Raw genomic sequence first — 18,040 nt, 5'->3', positions numbered from 1 at the left:
TTTTAGACCTAGAGGTCGGAACACGAGTTCAAAAGTCGCTCTTACCCCATATTCCACCCTCCGCACCACCGACGCTAGCCCAAGCTGCGTTCACGGACCGGTCAAGATGGCTGCAAATCGATTTGGATGTTTTTCGGGTTCGGGCTAGTGCCGGCCGGAATAACGGTGCCGTTGATCGTAATTTCCACCGCATCCGCTTTGCCGACCCGCAGGAACGCCGACGAATCGAGGCTCCACGAATTGCTGTAGCCGCTTGACTTTTGCTCTTGCTTGATTAATTTCCGCTTGCCGCCTATAAGCGAATCGAGCTGATACCAGCAGTCGGAGCTCGTCACTTTCAGCTGCAGCTCCAGCTTGGGGACGCCTGTTACCGCATAGTAATCGATGTTTTTCTCCTCATCGGTGCGCACGAACGCCACGTTGGTCTTCGGCTGCTGATTAGGCTGCTGGGCCGGGGTCTGCACTGCAGGAGCCGATGCCGTCAATTGATTGGCCGGTTCGGCCGGTTTCCCGTAGGCCGATCCGGTCACCGTCGATCCGCCCCCGGCAGCGGCTCCGGTTCCGGCAGGCGCTGGCGGTGGTGTGCTGTCGGTTATTCGATTGTTCGGATTCGTCCCTTTGTCGGCATTGCTGTTGGTCTTGGCATTGTTGTAAAAATAAAAGTACAAGGCCCCAAGTATCAAAAGGACGAACGAAATCATCACCATACTGGATACCCAGCGCGAGATTCGGTCGGCATTCCGCGTGCTGGCGCGGGTCCGCTTGAGCGGCTTCGCCACCGGCTCGGGCTCAGCTGCCGGTATGTCCGTATTGTACAGCTTGAGCACTTCGTTCGGATCGAGACCGACGGTCTCCGCATAGCTCTTAATGAAGGCGCGGACATAAAAGCTGCCGGGCAACACTTTAAAATTGCCCTCTTCGATCGCCTCCAAGTAACGTTTGCGTATTTTCGTCGTTTCCTGCAGTTCATCCAGCGATATTTTTCTCTCGATGCGGGCATTGCGCAACAGTTGGCCTAGCTCGGACACGGGCTCACCTCCTAGCGAACTTGTGCGTCAAATAAGCTTGTCCGCGGGTTCATCGTCAAAACCCTTCGATGCTGTTCGTGATGCTCTCGTAATTGATTTCTTCCTCCGGATTGTTGCGCAGCTCGATGATGTAGTCGAACGTACTATAATCATATTCCGACTCCCGGACGAAAATATCAGGGTGCTCGATTACTTTGGTCGACGGCATCGCCATAATTTCCCGCAGCAGGCTGTAATGCTTCTCGTTCGAGCGGATCGTCGAGACGATGCCGTCGATGATGAAGACGTTGTTCGGCGTCATCTCGTCGTCGGACAGCTGGCTGCGCACCGTTTGCCGCAGCAGCGTCGAGGAGACGAACGTCCAGCGCTTGTTGGCGCAAACGCTGCCGGCGATGATCGACTCCGTCTTGCCGACGCGCGGCATGCCGCGCAGGCCGACGACCTGGTTGCCTTCCTTCTTGAACACTTCGCCGAGAAAATCGACCAAGAGGCCGAGCTCGTCGCGCGTAAACCGGAACGTTTTGCGGTCGTCCGAATCGCGCTCGATATACCGGCCGTGGCGAACGGCCAAAATGTCGACCAGCTTCGGCGTGCGCAAAGCGTTGATAGTGATATTATCCACTTTTTTCAACATTTTACCCATTAATTCAATTTTTTCTTCGTCGTCGGTTTGCAGCAGCATGCCGCGCGTACGGTCTTCGACGCCGTTGATCGTCACGATGTTAATATCGAGCATGCCCATCAACGATGCAATGTCGCCAAGCAGTCCGGGGCGGTTTTTATGTATTTTATATTCCATATACCATTCTTTCACTTCCAAGTACGAACACCTCCGCTCTATCTATTCTACAAGTTTCGGCAAATTCCTGCCGCATTCGCTCCGGTCCTAAAACAAAAGCCCCCTGCTGCTAGGGGGCCGACCGGTATTAAGCGTTGTTCTTCGCCAATTTCACCATGCATTTTGCGATCGCTTTGCGCTCCTGTTCGTCGGCGACGTCCCAGAGCTCCTTCAGGACGCGCTCCTCTTTGTTCTCCGGATCGATTTTATCCGCCAGGAAGCCGCCGATTTGATAAGCGATCTGGCTGATCGATTCGTCGCTGAAGCCCGCCTTCTCCGCCGCCTCGACGCGGTCGCCCAGGAACGACTTCCACTTGCTGAACACTTCCATCACTGCTGCCACGAGAGTTCCTCCTTGTCGATTGGGAAGTAGGGATTACAACGAATAATATTTGCGTCAGCCGTTGGTTTTATACGCTGCGCCTAAGTCAGCCATCCGCCGTTCGGGCTGATGATTTGGCCGGTAATGTAGCTCGACTCCGGCAGCGCAAGAAAGTAAACGAGCGAAGCGATTTCGTCGGGCAGGGCAAAGCGTCCTGCCGGGATTTCGCTCTGCAGGGAGCTTTTTTCCCCGGGGTCGAAGTTCTGCATCATGTCCGTGTCCACGACGCCGGGAGCAACGGCGTTAACCGTGATGCCGGACGGCGCGAGCTCTTTGGCGAGCGCCTTCGTGAAGGCGTTGATGCCGCCCTTCGCCGTCGAGTAGACGACTTCGCAAGACGCACCGGATATTCCCCAGACCGAAGAAACGTTAATGATGCGCCCGTACTTCCGGGCAAGCATGTAAGGCAGGAACGCTTGCGTGCAGAGGAACGTTCCTTTCAAGTTGACAGCCATCACGTCGTCCCATTCCGCTTCGGTTATGTCCGAAAGCAGGCCGTAATGGTCGATGCCGGCGTTGTTAACGACGATATCCGGCATCATGCCATGCAGCTCGAGCTTTTCGCGCATTTTCCCGATCTGCTCTTTAACGCGGATATCGGCGGATACGGTCAGTACCTTGGCGCCGGACTTCATGCATTGCCTGGCTACTTCGTTCGCCGCTTCGTGCGACTCGCGGTAATGAATGACGACGTTCATCCCGATCGAGGCGAAGCGGACAGCGATCGCGGCGCCGATGCCGCGGCTCGCCCCGGTGACGAGCACCGTTTGCTCGGGAAACGGCTTATGGAGCGGCGCGTTCAAGGGCGGTCACTTCTTACGATGGAAGCGGCCATGCGATTCCAGTTAAAATGGTCCTTGATGCGGCGGTTCACGTCGTTTACCGTCAAGCTTTCATACACAGGCAAAATGTCGAACAAATCGACGCCGCGGAACTTATACTTCGTGAACTCGTTCGCCATCGACTCCGGCGAGTTGAGCGTGCGCAAAAAAGCTCCTACCCGCTTTTTCCGGCTTCGCTCGAACGCCGCCGGCTCGAAGCCGGACGTCTGCACCGCTTCCACTTCTTCGCGCAGCCGCGACATGAGCCGTTCGGGATCTTTCGTATCGCCGCCGACGACGGAAAACGCCTGGTTGCCGATCTGATTGTATTCATGCCCGAAATTATCGGAAATGAGCCCTTCATCGTACAGCTTCTGGTAGATGGCCGAGCTTTGGCTGAACAGCATGTCGAGCACGAGCTTCATCTCCAGCTCGCGGCGGAGCAGCGCTGCTCCGTCCAGCTCCTGCGGCGGCTCCTTGAAGCCGACCAAACATTTGGGGAGCGATACCGGCAGCCGGATGAGCCGCTCCTTCTCTTTCACTTGCTCCGGTTCCTGCTCGAAGAAACGGCGAATTTCGCCCTGCGGCGCGAACGTTTTGCCCGCCTGGTTGCTCCGGATCAGCTCCATGAGCGGTTCGGGCTCGATCCCGCCGACGACGAACAGTATCATATTGGTCGGATGATAAAACGTATGGTAGCAGTCGTACAACGTCTCTTTCGTAATTTGCGCGATCGAGTCGATCGTACCTGCGATGTCAATGTGCACAGGATGGTTATGATAAAGCGCCTCGATGAGGCCGAAATACGACCGCCAATCGGGATTGTCGCGGTACATATTGATTTCCTGGCCGATAATCCCTTTTTCCTTCTCCACATTTTCGTCGGTAAAGTACGGATTTTGGACGAAATTGATCAGCGTCGTCACGTTTTCCGCAATGTTCGCAGTAGCCGAAAACAAATAGACGGTGCGGTCGAAGCTCGTATATGCATTAGAAGACGCGCCTTGGGCGGCAAATGTTGCAAAAACGTCGCCTTCCGGCTCCTCAAACATTTTATGCTCGAGAAAATGGGCGATGCCGTCCGGCACGCGGTGCTCGGGTCCGCCTTCGACCTGAAACCGGTTGTCGATCGAGCCGTATTCGGTGGCGAACGTGGCGTACGTCTTCTGAAATCCCGGCTTTGGCAGCAAATAGACGTGCAGGCCGTTATCCAGCTTCTCGTGATAGAGCGTTTCCTGCAAATGTTCGTATGGGATCCTTTCCATACCCTATTCCCCCTTTGCCGCGGTCAAAAAATAAATCGTGTCCAGCTGCACGCCGCCCGCCACCGCTTTGATTTGCTCCGGCGTTACGGCTTCCACCGCGGCGATCAGCTCCGGCACCGTACGCTCCTTGCCGGACAAAATGGCGTTAAAATCGAACGAAATCGTCTCGAACGCAGAGTCTTGCAGCTCGCGCAAATGATTGACGATCATCGCTTTCGTCTGGCTCAGCTCGGAATCGCTGTATACTCCGGATGACATGTCGTCCAGCTGGCGGCGAATAATGTCCACCGCTTTCTCGTAATTTTGAATTTCGATGCCCGATTGAATCGTCATAATGCCTTTGTGCCCGTCATAGCGGGACGAAGCGTAATAAGCGAGGCTGGCCTTTTCGCGCACGTTGGTAAACAGCTTGGAGTGCGGATAACCGCCGAGAATGCCGTTGTACATGAGCGCAGCCGCGTAAGCGTCGTCGCCGTACGTCACCGGAATGCGCAGACCCATGTTCAGTTTTCCTTGCGTCACGTCAAACCGTTCGATAACGGTATTCACTTCGGCAGCCCGAATCGGGGCCGGCCGGCTCGTATAAGAGGCGTTCGCACTGCGCAGCTGCGGCAATGACCGCTCCAGCAGCTGAAGCACTTCCTGTAACGTCGTATTGCCGACAACGTACAAGTCGATCGGTGCCGATGCGAGCCACTGGCGGTAATAATCGTACAGCGACTGGGGCGTGATTTGCTCCAAATGTTCGATTTTTCCGAGCGGATGAAGGCGGTATGGCTCGTTCCTGCACATTTCCTCGATGCACCGTTCGGCGGCGTACTTGATTTTATCGTTGACGATCGATTCGATCCGTTTGCGGAGCGTATCTTTTTCAGACTGGACGTATTTGGCACGGAACGCGCCCTGCTCCAGCGCAGGGTTAAGAATCGCATCGGCAAGGAAGGCGATGCCGTCCTGCAGCAGCGACCCGGCGGACGAAACGAACTGGTCGTTCACGATGTCCATCCGGAACTGCACCATCTGGTAGTCGCCCCGCTTGTAAATGTCGAAGCCGAAGCCGGCTCCGTACAGTTCGTCGAGCTTCTCGCGAAACTGCTTCGTCTCGGGCAGCTTCTCGGTGCCGCGGCGCAGCACGAACGGCGTCAGCGCCGCATTTGTCACCGTGCTTTCGGCTAGCGGAGCACCGATGTAGACCGATAAGGCGAACGTTTTGAATTGGTCTGTCGGAAGCACATGCACGCGGATACCGTGGAATTCGGTACGTTCGAATGAAGTTTCTTTCAAAACGGGCGTTCCTCCTTTGGCGTCAAAGCTGACATATTGATTCCATTATATTCCTCGGCAACGCGAAGAAGCAACCGCAGCGGTTGCTTCCCGAGGCGCTGTATTAGCGGCAGAAAATATGGTTGCCGATCCGTTTGTATTGCGGACGGCTCCAGATCCATTTGGACGTTGCCGTTGCCGGATTGAAGTAGTATATGCATCCGTTGGTCGGATCCCAGCCGTTGAGGGCTTCCCTGACCGCGCGCTTCGCCGTTTCGTTCGGCGTCATGTAAATTTGCCCGTCGGCCACTGCCGTAAACGCTCCGGGTTGGAAAATGACACCGGACGGCGTATTCGGGAAGCTGGGCGATTCGACGCGGTTGAGGATGACGGCGGCGACCGCCACTTGGCCCTCGAACGGTTCGCCTCGCGCTTCGCCGTAGACGGCGTTCGCCATCAGATTGATGTCATTGGTGGAATAGCCGCGCGTATTGCTAGGCGTCAAATTCACCGGTGCGCTCCCCCCGCCCGCTCCCCCGCCTACGGTGCTTGCGGCCTTGCCCGGAGCCGCCGTCGGCCGCCACGATTTGGTCGCTTCCCAAAGCCGCAGCTTCGTTTTCGGACCGACGATGCCGTCCACTCTCAGCCCGAACTTGTATTGAAAATCTTTAACGGCCCGCAGCGTCTGCCAGCCGAAATCGCCGTCGATGTTCCCGTAGTAAAAACCTAAAGACTTGAGCCGTCCTTGCAGCTCATACACGTCTCCTCCCATTGCGCCATAGACGATGTCCGTTTTGCCAAACGTAGCCTGCGACTGCAGACGGTGTTTCAGTTCAAAGCCCGCGAACAAGACGAGCACAACGCAGCACGTAATGATGATCAGACGTTTGTTCATTCCCGTGATCAACCTTTCTTTGTTGTTGGCAGCATTTTTGCTTATTATTTGAAAGGCGCAGGCTGGGTATGCAAAAGCGCGCGCTTTTCTCAAAAGTGGCTCTGTCGCCGAGCCTTTTTTGAGTCGTCTGCGGTGCCATGATGGAAGAAATGATGCCGGAATCGGTAGCGCAACACACGATCTTTTTAGTGATGCTGGTTATTCCAATAATCGTTAAGATTCTGGCTGATTGCTTTACTCGGCCAAAATATAGTCATGTCTATGCTTTATACCTACCCAAACCTCTCCGGAGAACGGGCTCAATAGGGTATGTAAGTCCAAACATTACTACTGCCCGCGACGTATACTGAGCCTGTAAGTCGATTCTCCTGGGGGAGGAGGTTATCGCATGGCATATGCTGGCGGAGTCGGAGGTTCATGTGCAGGTTACGGTGCAGGTTTCACAAGCACTGCAGCCATACTCGTACTTTTCATTTTGCTTGTAATCATTAGCGTTACATTCGCCATTTAACTGACAATTGTTGCAAGTACAACACAATCGTAGATTAAGGCTGTCCCCCTCAGTTGCTAATTGAGGGGGATTATATTTGTGCCTTGATCTTCGTTTTATTGCGTCCTTGGTTGATCTCGGAAGTGCTTTTAAGGGAGAGAAACTGCGAAGCGAGGTGGAATGAACCGGAGAGACGACTTTAAAGCCGCGTTCCAGCCGCTAAGGATGATGAAAGGAACGCGGCTTTAACGGAGGCCGGAGGTTCATTTCCACCCCGCAGCGCAGCCCTATTTTTCCGCAAAAAAAAACAAGCATCCCGGAAACACCGGGACGCTTTAGCGATTGTTACGAAGTCATGCGGTTGTGGTGGTACTGTTCCAGCGACATAAGCACTTCGCGCGGCTTGCTGCCTTCGTAGGGGCCAACGACGCCTTTGGCTTCCATGTAGTCGATAAGGCGGGCAGCTCGCGTATAACCGATGCGCATGCGGCGCTGCAGCAGCGAAACGGATGCTTGCTTCGCTTCCAGGACGATTTGCACCGCCTGATCGTAAAGCTCGTCCTCGTACTCGTTATTCGCCTCCGCCTGCTCTTCGACTTGCGGCACCATTTCCTCTTGATAGTTCGCTTGCTCCTGTTTGCGGACGAAGCTGACGACGGCCTCGACCTCCTGATCGGACAAGAACGCGCCCTGAACGCGAATCGGCTTCGAAGCGCCGACCGGCAAATACAGCATGTCGCCGCGTCCGAGCAGCTTCTCGGCGCCAACCATGTCGAGAATCGTGCGCGAATCGACTTGCGACGATACGCCGAAGGCGATGCGCGACGGGATGTTCGCTTTGATGACGCCGGTAATGACGTCGACCGACGGCCGCTGCGTGGCGATAATGAGGTGAATGCCGGCCGCCCGCGCCATCTGGGCAAGACGGCAGATCGAGTCCTCGACGTCGTTTGCCGCAACCATCATCAGGTCGGCGAGCTCGTCGACGATGACGACGTAGTATGGCAGCGGCGCTTCTGTACCGTTCTCGGTCAGCATCGCATTGTAGCCTTCGATGTTGCGGGTGCCGCTCTTGGAAAACAGCTCGTACCGCTTTTCCATCTCGAGCACGACTTTTTTCAGCGCGAGCGACGCCCGGCGCGGGTCGGTGACGACCGGCGCCAGCAAATGCGGAATGCCGTTGTATACGTTGAGCTCGACCATCTTCGGGTCGATCATGAGAAACTTCACTTCGTTCGGCTTCGCTTTGTACAAAATGCTCGTAATGATGCCGTTGATGCAAACCGACTTGCCGGAGCCGGTCGCCCCGGCAACGAGCAAGTGGGGCATGCGCGCGAGGTTGCCGACGATCGGCTGGCCGGAAATGTCGCGACCGAGCGTAATCGAAAGGCGCGAAGCCGATTCCTGGAACGCCGCCGTCTCCATCACTTCGCGCATCGTAACGACCGACACTTCGGTATTCGGCACCTCGATGCCGATTGCCGATTTGCCCGGGATCGGCGCTTCCATCCGAATATCTTTGGCTGCGAGGGCGAGCGCAATGTCGTCGGTCAAGCTGACGATGCGGCTCACCTTCACGCCGACATCCGGCTGTATTTCGTAACGCGTCACTGCCGGCCCGCGCACGACTTCCAGCACCTTGGCCCGAACGCCGAAGCTTTCAAGCGTCGCTTCCAGCTTACGCGCGTTCGCTTTGTAATCGGACATTTCCGAGCCTTTGCCTGCCGGCGGCTTGGCCAGCAGCGACAGCGACGGCAGCTCGTAATGGACGGCATCCGGCCTGTCCTTGGCGAATTCGACCGTTACCGCTCCGTCATCGTCGCCGCCTGCCCTGGAAGCGACCGCCGTCGCGGACTTCGGACGAGCTGCCGCCGTCATTACCGCAGCGGGAGCTGCGCCTGCTCCCGGCGCATCGTCGTAATGGTCCTGAAAGTCGCGGATGACCGGAATTTGGTCGTCGTTCGCAGCCGCGGCCGGCTCCGGCGCATGCCTGTCCGCAGCGTCGGACCGGTACACGACTTCCTCCGTCTCGCCGTGCGGCTCGTCCCATTCCGGCGGCGCCGACTGCGCTTCCTTCTTGGCCTTGTTCGGATTTTGCAGCAGCTGGAAAAACGTCGGCGTCTTCCGCGGCTTCTTTATGGCAGGCAGCTCTTCCTCATCGAATTCGTCGTCTGGCGGAATGTAAGGTACTGCCGCTTTGACCGGCTTCTTGACCGCATCGGTGCCCGCCTTGCGCTTCGCCTGATGGCGATCGCGCAGCAACTGCTTGAGCCGCTCCTGCAGCCCTTCGCTCAACCAGCGGAAACGGCCGCCGACACGGCTCCCGAGCTCGACGAACGACAGCCCCGTCGCCATGACGAAACCGATGACGAATAGCGTAAATTCAATGAGCCGCGCGCCCAAATTATCGAACAGGGCGTAAAAGCCGGCGTACAGCAGCGCGCCGATCATTCCCCCGCCGACGTCGTGGGTGAGCACCTGCTGCCCATCTACCGTTGGCTTCAGCCCCTGCATCATGCTGTTCCATGTCTGTGTAACGATATCGGATGCCGAATAGGCGATGCCCGGATACCATTGCTGCATAATCGATATGTGGCTGCTGACGAGCAGCCCGAGCAGGAACAGCAGCAGTCCGAACTTGCGCGCCGTGCGCAGCGGCGGCCACGCGCGCTTCATCATGACATACAAGCCTATGTAGATGAACAGAAGCGGACCGACGAAGTCCCACGTGCCGACGAAAAAACGAAACAAATAGCTGAGCGAGCGGCCGACAGGGCCTTGCAGCGCCAGCGTAATGACGGAGAAAATGAGGATGAGTATCCCGTACAGCTCGAATTTCAAATTAGTTTTAAGGGACTTGCTCCTTTTTCTTACTTTTGCCACGAAGGCCACCCCCACATTGTGGTATTATACCACACATTACCTACGGGGGGATACCGAATATCAGAACAAAGGTTTGGTATCGCCGAGCTGCGGCGAAAACTGGACGAGCGAGCCGGGCGCATGCTCGGGGCGCAAATAATGCTGCGGGTTCGGGCTGAGCAGACGCACGATGCGGGCTTGCCGTTCTCCGGCCGGCTGCAGCTCCATCTCCACTCCTCCCACCGTAGCCGTGAACGTATTCGCCTCCAGCTCCTCGATGCCTTCGAACACCCGCTCCAGCGGCATTGGCGTATACAAAATCATTGGACGATCCCTCCTAAGGCGTTGCCGGCGTTGCCGCCGCCGCGCCGCTCCTCGATACGCCGGTTTAGTTCGGCGATAGCGTCGCCGATGCCGCCTATCGCGTTGATCAAACCGAATTTTACCGCATCGGCGCCGATCACCGTAGTCCCGATGTCGCGGGTCAGCTCGCCCGTTTTGAACATGAGCTCCTTCAGCTTCTCCTCGGTAACGCGGGAATGGTTCGTGATGAAGCGGATGACGCGCTCCTGCATTTTGTCCAAGTACTCGAACGTTTGCGGCACGCCGATGACGAGTCCGTTCAGCCGGATCGGATGAATCGTCATCGTCGCCGTCTCAGCGATAATGCTATGGTTCGCGGACACCGCGATCGGGACGCCGATGCTGTGGCCGCCGCCCAAAACGAGCGTAACCGTCGGCTTGGACAGCGTGGCGATCATCTCGGCGATAGCAAGCCCGGCTTCCACGTCGCCGCCGACCGTATTGAGAATAATCAGAACGCCTTCGATTTTGTTGTTTTGCTCCGCCGCTACAAGCTGCGGGATAAGGTGCTCGTACTTGGTCGTCTTATTTTGCGGCGGGAGCACGATATGCCCTTCTACCTGGCCGATAATCGTCATGCAAAAAATATTGCTCTCCGCCGTAGGTGCTGTCGTCTGCCCGAGCTGTTGAATCGACTCCACCGTCTGGTTCTTTTTCGTTTCGTCCGCGCCGGGCTCTTGCCCCGGCTGGTTGTTTTCCGCCATCGCACTGGCCTCCTCCACATCGCTGAACTTGCCGCCGCACCGTGTAGCATGCACGGCTTGCCATCCGTTCTAGTATGAGGCGCCGCTGCCGTTTTCATGCGTTAATGCCGGTCCGCGGACGCAAAAATGACCACGCGGCCGATTGGCGCTGCGCGGTCATTTTGGTCAAGTGGTCTGGTTTGGTTGTACAAATCGTTCTCGCAAAAGGACTATGTTCAGTGACTTTATTAATTACACTTCCATGATGATCGGAAGGATCATCGGTCTTCTGCGGGTCTGTTCGTATAAAAATCGTCCGAGCGCGTCTTTGACGTTCGTCTTCAGCGACGCCCACTCGTTGACTTTGTCGTTCATGAGTTTCGTCAACGTGTTGCTGACGATACGGTTCGCTTCTTCCAGCAGCCCCTCCGATTCGCGGACATACACGAAGCCGCGGGAGATGATGTCGGGACCGGACAAGATCGAACCGTCCTGCTTGCTGAGCGTAACGACGACGACCAGAATGCCGTCCTGCGACAACAGCTTCCGGTCGCGCAGCACGATGTTGCCGACGTCGCCGACGCCAAGGCCGTCGATCAGGATGTTGCCGGATTGGACTTTGGAGCCTTTGCGGGCCACGCCGCCCTGGACTTCAACCGTATCGCCGTTATCGAGAATGAAAATATTTTCCTTCTCGACGCCGACCGCTTCCGCCAGCATGCCGTGCACGCGAAGCATCCGGTACTCGCCGTGAATCGGGATGAAATATTTCGGACGCATCAGGTTCAGCATCAGCTTGAGCTCTTCCTGGCTGCCGTGGCCCGACACGTGCACGCCGGTCACCGAACCGGGACCGTAGATGACGTTCGCTCCGATCCGGAACAGCTCGTCGACAGTGCGCCCGACATACCGCTCGTTGCCGGGAATCGGGGTCGCCGCAATGATGACCGTATCGCCCGGCAAAATGTCGACTTTGCGGTGCGAAGAACGCGCCATCCGCGTCAAGGCGGACATCGGTTCTCCCTGCGAGCCTGTCGACAAAATGGCGACGCGGTCGCCCGCGAGCTTGTTGATTTCATCCGGCTCGATCAGCATACCGTCCGGAATGTGCAAATAGCCAAGCTCCGAAGCGATCGTCACGACATTCACCATGCTGCGGCCGACGACCGTCAGTTTGCGGCGCGTCGCTTCGCATGCGTCGATAATTTGCTGAATGCGGTGAATGTTGGACGCGAACGTGGCGATGACGACGCGCTGCTTCGCCTTGCGGAACATCTCTTCCAGCTCGGCCCCAACGGTGCGTTCGGAAGGCGTAAAGCCGGAACGCTCCGCATTGGTGCTGTCGGATAGCAGCGCCAGCACGCCTTTCGCCCCGATCCCCGCCATCCGCTGCAAATCGGCATACTGCTCGTTCACCGGCGTATGGTCGAATTTGAAGTCGCCTGTGTGCACGACGTTGCCTTCCGGCGTTTCTAAGCAAATCCCGACCGAATCGGGGATGCTGTGGTTCGTTTTGAAAAATGTGGCACGGATCGTGCCGAGTTGCAGTTCGGAGTCGGCATTGATCAGAATGCGTTTCGTCTCGCCGAGCAGCCCCGCTTCCTTCAGCTTCGCTTCCACGAGGCCGAGCGTCAGCTTCGTGCCGTAGACGGGAACGTTCAGATGCTTGAGCACGTAAGGCAAACCGCCAATGTGGTCTTCGTGTCCGTGCGTCAACAGAATGCCTCTTACTTTATCGCGATTTTCCGTCAAGTAGCCGATATCGGGGATGACGATGTCGATTCCCAGCATATCCTCTTCCGGAAATTTTAAACCGCTGTCAATGACAACGATATCGTTCGCATATTGAACTACATACATATTTTTCCCAATTTCGCCCACGCCGCCCAGAGCGAAAATGAGTAGTTTATCTTGGTTTTTCTTGGACAAGACTATACCTCCTAGTAAAATTTGCGACGATTTTATACGGTACCAAACCAATAAGAAACCGAACCCAGTCACTTGCCACCATTATACATGAAAGAAAAGACGAATTACAAGTCGCGCCGCGGCCGGCCAGCAGGCCGCTGCTTCCCCGCCGGCACGGCGGACCGCTTCGCCGATTGCCAGTGGCATTAGTATGCGAGAAAAAAAGCAAATCGATGCCTTGACAGCATCACTATGGCTTTGCGAAAGAAAAACAGGAAAACGAATGACCCGTAATGCGGGCAAGCGCCGTCAAGTGCTTATAATTATTTCCTTCATGGGCAAGATGAACTTGCAAAGGCTATTTTTGGGAGGTTTATACGATGAGCGGAAACAAACAGGCAATTGTCGAAAGTGTCCCGCAGACCGGGTTTTTGGGACATCCCAGAGGGCTTTTTACCCTTTTCTTCACGGAGTTTTGGGAGCGGTTCTCGTATTACGGCATGAGAGCCATCCTTGTCTTTTATATGTATTACGAAGTATCCAAAGGGGGATTGGGAATCGAGGAGCATACGGCTCTGGCCATTATGTCCATCTACGGATCGCTTGTGTACATGTCCGGCATTATTGGGGGCTGGCTGGCCGACCGCGTATTTGGGACATCCCGGTCCGTTTTTTATGGCGGAATATTGATTATGCTGGGTCATATCGTTTTGGCCATTCCCGGCAGCATTGCCCTGTTTTTTATCTCCATGTTCTTGATTGTGCTCGGCACCGGACTGCTGAAGCCTAACGTATCGAGTATCGTCGGCGAAATGTATAGCGAAGAAGATCGCCGCCGCGATGCGGGCTTCAGTATTTTCTACATGGGAATCAATCTTGGAGCTTCCTCGCGCCGTTAATTGTCGGAACTATAGGGATGAGATTTAGTTTTCACCTCGGTTTTGGAACGGCTGCCGCCGGCATGTTTGCAGGGCTGCTGGTGTTCCTGCTGACCAAGAAAAAGAATCTGGGGCTGGCCGGAACGTTCGTCGCAAACCCTCTCTCCTCTGCAGGGAACACGAAGCAGTTGCCTTTGATCGGCTTAGGGGTCGTTGTAGTTGCCGCCGTCATTGCCGTTGCAATTGCAACCGGCATTCTTACCTTCAAAACCTTTATCGCTCTCGTGGGTATTCTGGGAATTGTCATTCCCATCATCTATTTTGTCGTGATGTATCGCAGCCCCAAAACAACGGTTACAGAGCGTTCCAGAATCGTCGCCTATATTCCCCTGTTTATAGCGTCCGTTATGTTCTGGGCTATTGAAGAGCAGGGATCCACTATTCTTGCCAATTATGCGGACAAGCGCACGCAGCTCGACTTTGCGGGAATGCATATTTCCCCCGCCTGGTTCCAGTCGCTGAACCCGTTATTTATTATCGTCCTGGCTCCCATTTTTGCATGGCTGTGGGTGAAACTCGGCGATCGCCAGCCAACCGTTCCGGTTAAATTTTCGCTTGGCTTATTGCTGGCGGGCTTATCCTTCCTCGTTATTCTTTTACCGGCCTATCTGGGCGGCTCCAAATCTTTGGTAAATCCGCTATGGCTTGTACTGAGTTATCTCCTCGTCGTGTTGGGGGAATTATGCTTGTCGCCGGTGGGACTGTCGGCTACTACAAAATTGGCGCCCGCCGCGTTCTCGGCACAAACGATGAGCTTGTGGTTTTTGTCCAACGCTGCAGCCCAGGCTATCAATGCGCAGATTGTCGCTTTCTATACCCCCGACACCGAAATGTCGTACTTCGGTGCCATCGGAGCTGCGGCCCTGCTCCTTGGCGCAATCCTGCTCCTGCTTGCTCCAAAGATACAATGTTATATGAAAGGAGTACAGTAAGACCGCGGAAAATAAATACGGCTGTCGGGATTTTTCCCGACAGCCTGTCGCAATCGCCAAAGCATCGCTTTTGGGCCGTATTCCTTATTTCAGCAAAGACTCCACGAACTTCGCTTCCTGTTCGGTTAGCGGGACGAGCGGCAGCCGAACGCCGCCGGCATCGACGCCCTTCACTTTGAGCGCATGCTTCACCGGGGCCGGGCTCGGCGCGCAGAACAGCCCTTTGAACACCGGATGCAGCTCCCGGTGCAGCGCTGCCGCGGATTGGACGTCGCCGTTTAAGTACGCTTCAATCATTGCCTTCATTTGCTTGCCGACGACATGGCTTGCTACGCTAACGATGCCGTGTACGCCAATCGATAGCACCGGCAGCGTCACCGCATCTTCGCCGCTGTATACGGTAAAGCCTGGTTCAATGCCGTTAAGCAGCTCGGTCAGCTGATCCGTATCGGTGCAATCTTTCGTAGCGACGATATTCGGGATTTTGGAGAGGCGAATCGTCGTGGCTGCGGAAATGTTGACGCCGGTCCGGCCGGGGACGTTATACAGCATAATCGGCACGTCGACCGCTTCCGCCACCGCTTTAAAATGCTGATACAGCCCTTCCTGCGACGGCTTGTTGTAATAAGGCGCGACCAAAAGCAGCGCGTCGACGCCAAGCTGCGCCGTCCGCCGCGAGAGATGGATGGCATGCGCCGTATCGTTGCTGCCGGTGCCGGCGATAATTTTGGCGCGTCCTTTCGCGTGCCGCACGGCAATTTCGACCAGCCGCAGCTTCTCTTCCTCGGTCGTCGTCGGAGACTCCCCCGTCGTGCCGTTAATGACAAGCGCATCGCTCTTCTGCTCGTCGATCAAATAATCGATGAGCGGCTCCACCGCATCCCAATTTACCCGCTGCTGATCGTCGAGCGGGGTTACCATGGCGGTGATCAGTCTTCCGAAATCCACGGTTTACGCCTCCTAGCAAAGTTACAAAATGTGAATGATGACTTATGTTCTGTTTAAACCGAACGTTTTGTGGAGCGCCCTTACGGCCGCCTTCATATGTTCGCCGGGCACGAGCACCCAGATCGTAGCGTTCGAGTCCGCCGATTGCAGAATGGGAATGTCTTCTCCGGTGAGCGCTTCGACGATATGCGCCATAATGCCCGGCACCCCGTTCATGCCGCCGCCGACAACCGATACTTTGGCGCAGCCGCGCAGCAGCTTCGGTTCATAGCCGAGATCGCGAATGAGCATTTCCGCCTTGTCGGCAACGTGATCATACACGGTGTAGGCCACGCCGGACGGATTGACGTTAATAAAATCGACGCTGATCTGATGCTGAGCCATCGCCTTGAACACGTTGAGCGATAAATCGTACTGCTCGAAGTCGCCCACTTGAATTTGCGTAACGCCTGCAAAATGGGCGATGCCGGTGACGAACCGGTCATGCACCGTCTTGCCGCCCTCGCGCAGCGTATCCGCTACCGTGACGAGCGTGCCGGGGTGCTTCGTAAACGTGGAGCGGACCCGCACCGGAATGTTCGCCTGCATCGCCACTTCCACCGCGCGCGGGTGAATGACTTTGGCTCCGCCGAGAGCCATGTTGCATATTTCCGTGTAGCTGACTTGCTCGAGCGGCTTGGCGTCTTCCACGATGCGCGGGTCGGCGGTCAGGATGCCGTCCACGTCGGTGAAAATGTCGACTACGTCCGCCTTCAGCGCAGCTCCGAGCGCCGTCGCCGACGTATCGCTTCCGCCGCGCCCGAGCGTCGTGAAATCGCCGTTCACGGTACGGCCTTGAAACCCGGTCACGACGACGACCAAATCCCGCTCCAGCAGCTGCATAATGCGAGTGGTGTCAATCGTAAGAATGCGGGCATCGCCGAACGAGTCGTTCGTCACGATACCCGCTTGGCCGCCCGTTAAAGCGACGGCCGGAATCGACTCCGCCCGCAGCAAGCTGCAAAGCGTCGCCGCGGAAATGATTTCGCCGCAGCTCATGAGCAAATCGAGCTCCCGGGCCGGCAAGCTGTTCCCGTTCGTTCTGGCGAGCTCGAGCAGCGTATCGGTTGCGTAAGGCTCGCCCTTCCTCCCCATCGCGGAGACGACGACAACTAGTTTGTATTGTTGCTGCAAAGCGTCTTTGATGTGTGCAATAACGTGTGCTCGGGCTTCGGCGGTGGAGAGGGAAGTGCCTCCGAATTTCTGCACAACAATGCGCATCGTTCGGTTTCCCCCCTGTGCCATATTCGTGCCGCCTGTTTGGACGGCCGCGCCTTGCGTTACTTATGCCTGTATGGCAATATATTCCGCAATTTGCACTGCGTTCCAAGCGGCGCCTTTAAGCAAATTGTCGGAGACGATCCACATATGCAGCCCGCGCGGATTGCTCAAATCGCGGCGCACGCGGCCGACGAACGTGTCCAGCTTGCCGGCGGCGCTCGCAGCGAGCGGATACAGCTGCTTCGCCGGGTCGTCCTGAAGGACGACGCCCGGGGCATCCGCGAGCAGGCGCTTGACTTCTTCCACATCGAAATCTTGCTTCAGCTCGACGTATACGGATTCGGAGTGGCCGTAAGCGACAGGAATACGCACGCATGTCGCCGACACTTCGATCGAATCGTCGCCCATAATTTTTTTCGTCTCGCGAGTCATCTTCATCTCTTCGTTCGTGAAGCCGTTATCGAGGAACTTGTCAATTTGCGGAATGGCGTTGAAGGCGATCTGATGCTTCACCGGTAGCGACGATACCGGAAGAATGTCCGGCTTCACTTCGTTCCCGTTTACGATCTCCTTCGATTGGCGCCACAGTTCCTCGACGGCGCGGGCTCCGGCGCCGGAGACGGCCTGGTACGTAGAGACGATAACCCGCGAAACGCCAAAGCGGTCGTGGAGAGGCTTTAATACTTGCACCATCTGAATCGTAGAGCAGTTCGGGTTGGCGATAATGCCTTTATGTTCGTTGATTTTGTCGATGTTCACTTCCGGTACGACAAGGGGGGTGTCCGGATCCATCCGAAACGCGCTCGTGTTGTCGATGCAGACGGCGCCGGCGCCGGCGGCCACCGGGCACAGCTCCTTGCTCACGTCGCCGCCCGCGCTGAAGAGCGCGATCTCGACGCCCTGGAAGCTTTCCGGCGTTGCCTCTTCAACGGTGATTTCGCGGCCTTTGAAACGAAGCTTCGTGCCGGCGGAACGTTTCGACGACAGCAGCTTCAGCTCTTGAATGGGGAAATTGCGCTCCTCCAGCAAGCGGATCATCTGCTCGCCGACGGCGCCTGTGGCTCCGACTACAGCTACGGTAAACAGTTTCTGATTCGACATTTGTTGCTTCTCCCCTCAACCTGTTTATATATAGGAAAAGCCCCTATTCGGAGCTTTAACGGC

General features: G+C 56.3%; 14 protein-coding genes and 1 pseudogene. 1 reads left to right on the top strand and 14 read right to left on the bottom strand.

Translation table 11 applies throughout. The features are described from left to right. Window positions 1-101 precede the first annotated feature (101 nt). The 11 genes from SD70_RS07030 to SD70_RS06980 all read right to left on the bottom strand — a co-directional run bounded on the left by SD70_RS07030 (window position 102) and on the right by SD70_RS06980 (window position 12,819). Complete coding sequence (locus SD70_RS07030; RefSeq protein ID WP_041046914.1) at window positions 102-1,028, bottom strand: helix-turn-helix domain-containing protein; 927 nt, start codon at window positions 1,026-1,028, stop codon at window positions 102-104. A 55-nt stretch (window positions 1,029-1,083) separates the two neighbouring features. Continuing rightward, a complete protein-coding gene (locus SD70_RS07025; RefSeq protein WP_041046913.1) occupies window positions 1,084-1,848 on the bottom strand; it encodes a DUF3388 domain-containing protein in 765 nt (254 codons plus the stop codon). Window positions 1,849-1,954: 106 nt separating this feature from the next. After that, window positions 1,955-2,209 (bottom strand): DUF3243 domain-containing protein, encoded by a 255-nt coding sequence (locus tag SD70_RS07020; RefSeq protein WP_041046912.1) that lies wholly within the window; start codon window positions 2,207-2,209, stop codon window positions 1,955-1,957. 80 nt (window positions 2,210-2,289) lie between these two features. Beyond that, window positions 2,290-3,051, bottom strand: a complete 762-nt coding sequence (gene ymfI / locus SD70_RS07015; protein ID WP_041046911.1) for an elongation factor P 5-aminopentanone reductase — start codon at window positions 3,049-3,051, stop codon at window positions 2,290-2,292. Next, complete coding sequence (gene yfmH, locus SD70_RS07010; protein WP_041046910.1) at window positions 3,048-4,334, bottom strand: EF-P 5-aminopentanol modification-associated protein YfmH; 1,287 nt, start codon at window positions 4,332-4,334, stop codon at window positions 3,048-3,050. Before yfmH ends, ymfI begins: the two co-directional genes overlap by 4 nt. 3 nt (window positions 4,335-4,337) lie before the next feature. Continuing rightward, entirely contained in the window at window positions 4,338-5,618 is a 1,281-nt protein-coding gene (gene yfmF, locus SD70_RS07005) for an EF-P 5-aminopentanol modification-associated protein YfmF (protein WP_041046909.1), read from the bottom strand. 103 nt (window positions 5,619-5,721) lie between these two features. After that, entirely contained in the window at window positions 5,722-6,492 is a 771-nt protein-coding gene (gene sleB, locus SD70_RS07000) for a spore cortex-lytic enzyme (RefSeq protein ID WP_041046980.1), read from the bottom strand. Window positions 6,493-7,327: 835 nt separating this feature from the next. Continuing rightward, window positions 7,328-9,865 (bottom strand): FtsK/SpoIIIE family DNA translocase, encoded by a 2,538-nt coding sequence (locus SD70_RS06995; RefSeq protein ID WP_041046908.1) that lies wholly within the window; start codon window positions 9,863-9,865, stop codon window positions 7,328-7,330. Window positions 9,866-9,925: 60 nt separating this feature from the next. Next, the gene (locus tag SD70_RS06990; RefSeq protein ID WP_041046907.1) at window positions 9,926-10,168 is read right to left on the bottom strand and encodes a YlzJ-like family protein; all 243 of its coding nucleotides are present in this window, start codon (window positions 10,166-10,168) and stop codon (window positions 9,926-9,928) included. Then, window positions 10,165-10,911 carry a ClpP family protease gene (locus tag SD70_RS06985; RefSeq protein ID WP_041046906.1) on the bottom strand — a complete coding sequence of 249 codons (747 nt, stop codon included), beginning with the start codon at window positions 10,909-10,911 and terminating at the stop codon, window positions 10,165-10,167. Before SD70_RS06985 ends, SD70_RS06990 begins: the two co-directional genes overlap by 4 nt. A gap of 231 nt (window positions 10,912-11,142) precedes the next feature. After that, complete coding sequence (locus SD70_RS06980) at window positions 11,143-12,819, bottom strand: ribonuclease J (protein WP_041046905.1); 1,677 nt, start codon at window positions 12,817-12,819, stop codon at window positions 11,143-11,145. A 359-nt stretch (window positions 12,820-13,178) separates the two neighbouring features. Here SD70_RS06980 and SD70_RS06975 point away from each other — a divergent pair. Beyond that, window positions 13,179-14,668, top strand: a pseudogene (locus SD70_RS06975) (peptide MFS transporter). 84 nt (window positions 14,669-14,752) lie between these two features. On the opposite strand, the gene dapA reads toward SD70_RS06975, so the two are convergent. The 3 genes from dapA to SD70_RS06960 all read right to left on the bottom strand — a co-directional run bounded on the left by dapA (window position 14,753) and on the right by SD70_RS06960 (window position 17,977). After that, the gene (gene dapA, locus SD70_RS06970) at window positions 14,753-15,616 is read right to left on the bottom strand and encodes a 4-hydroxy-tetrahydrodipicolinate synthase (protein ID WP_041046904.1); all 864 of its coding nucleotides are present in this window, start codon (window positions 15,614-15,616) and stop codon (window positions 14,753-14,755) included. Window positions 15,617-15,658: 42 nt separating this feature from the next. Next, window positions 15,659-16,876 carry an aspartate kinase gene (gene dapG, locus SD70_RS06965; RefSeq protein WP_041046903.1) on the bottom strand — a complete coding sequence of 406 codons (1,218 nt, stop codon included), beginning with the start codon at window positions 16,874-16,876 and terminating at the stop codon, window positions 15,659-15,661. Between the two features lie 63 nt (window positions 16,877-16,939). Beyond that, window positions 16,940-17,977, bottom strand: coding sequence for an aspartate-semialdehyde dehydrogenase (locus tag SD70_RS06960; RefSeq protein ID WP_041046902.1), 1,038 nt, complete (start codon window positions 17,975-17,977; stop codon window positions 16,940-16,942). Between the last annotated feature and the right edge of the window lie 63 nt (window positions 17,978-18,040).

The sequence above is a fragment of the Gordoniibacillus kamchatkensis genome (assembly GCF_000829455.1).
In the GTDB taxonomy this organism is placed as follows: Bacteria; Bacillota; Bacilli; order Paenibacillales; family NBRC-103111; genus Gordoniibacillus; species Gordoniibacillus kamchatkensis.
The sequence above is the reverse complement of the archived record's forward strand: the minus strand, read 5'-3'. Positions and strand labels throughout refer to the sequence as shown.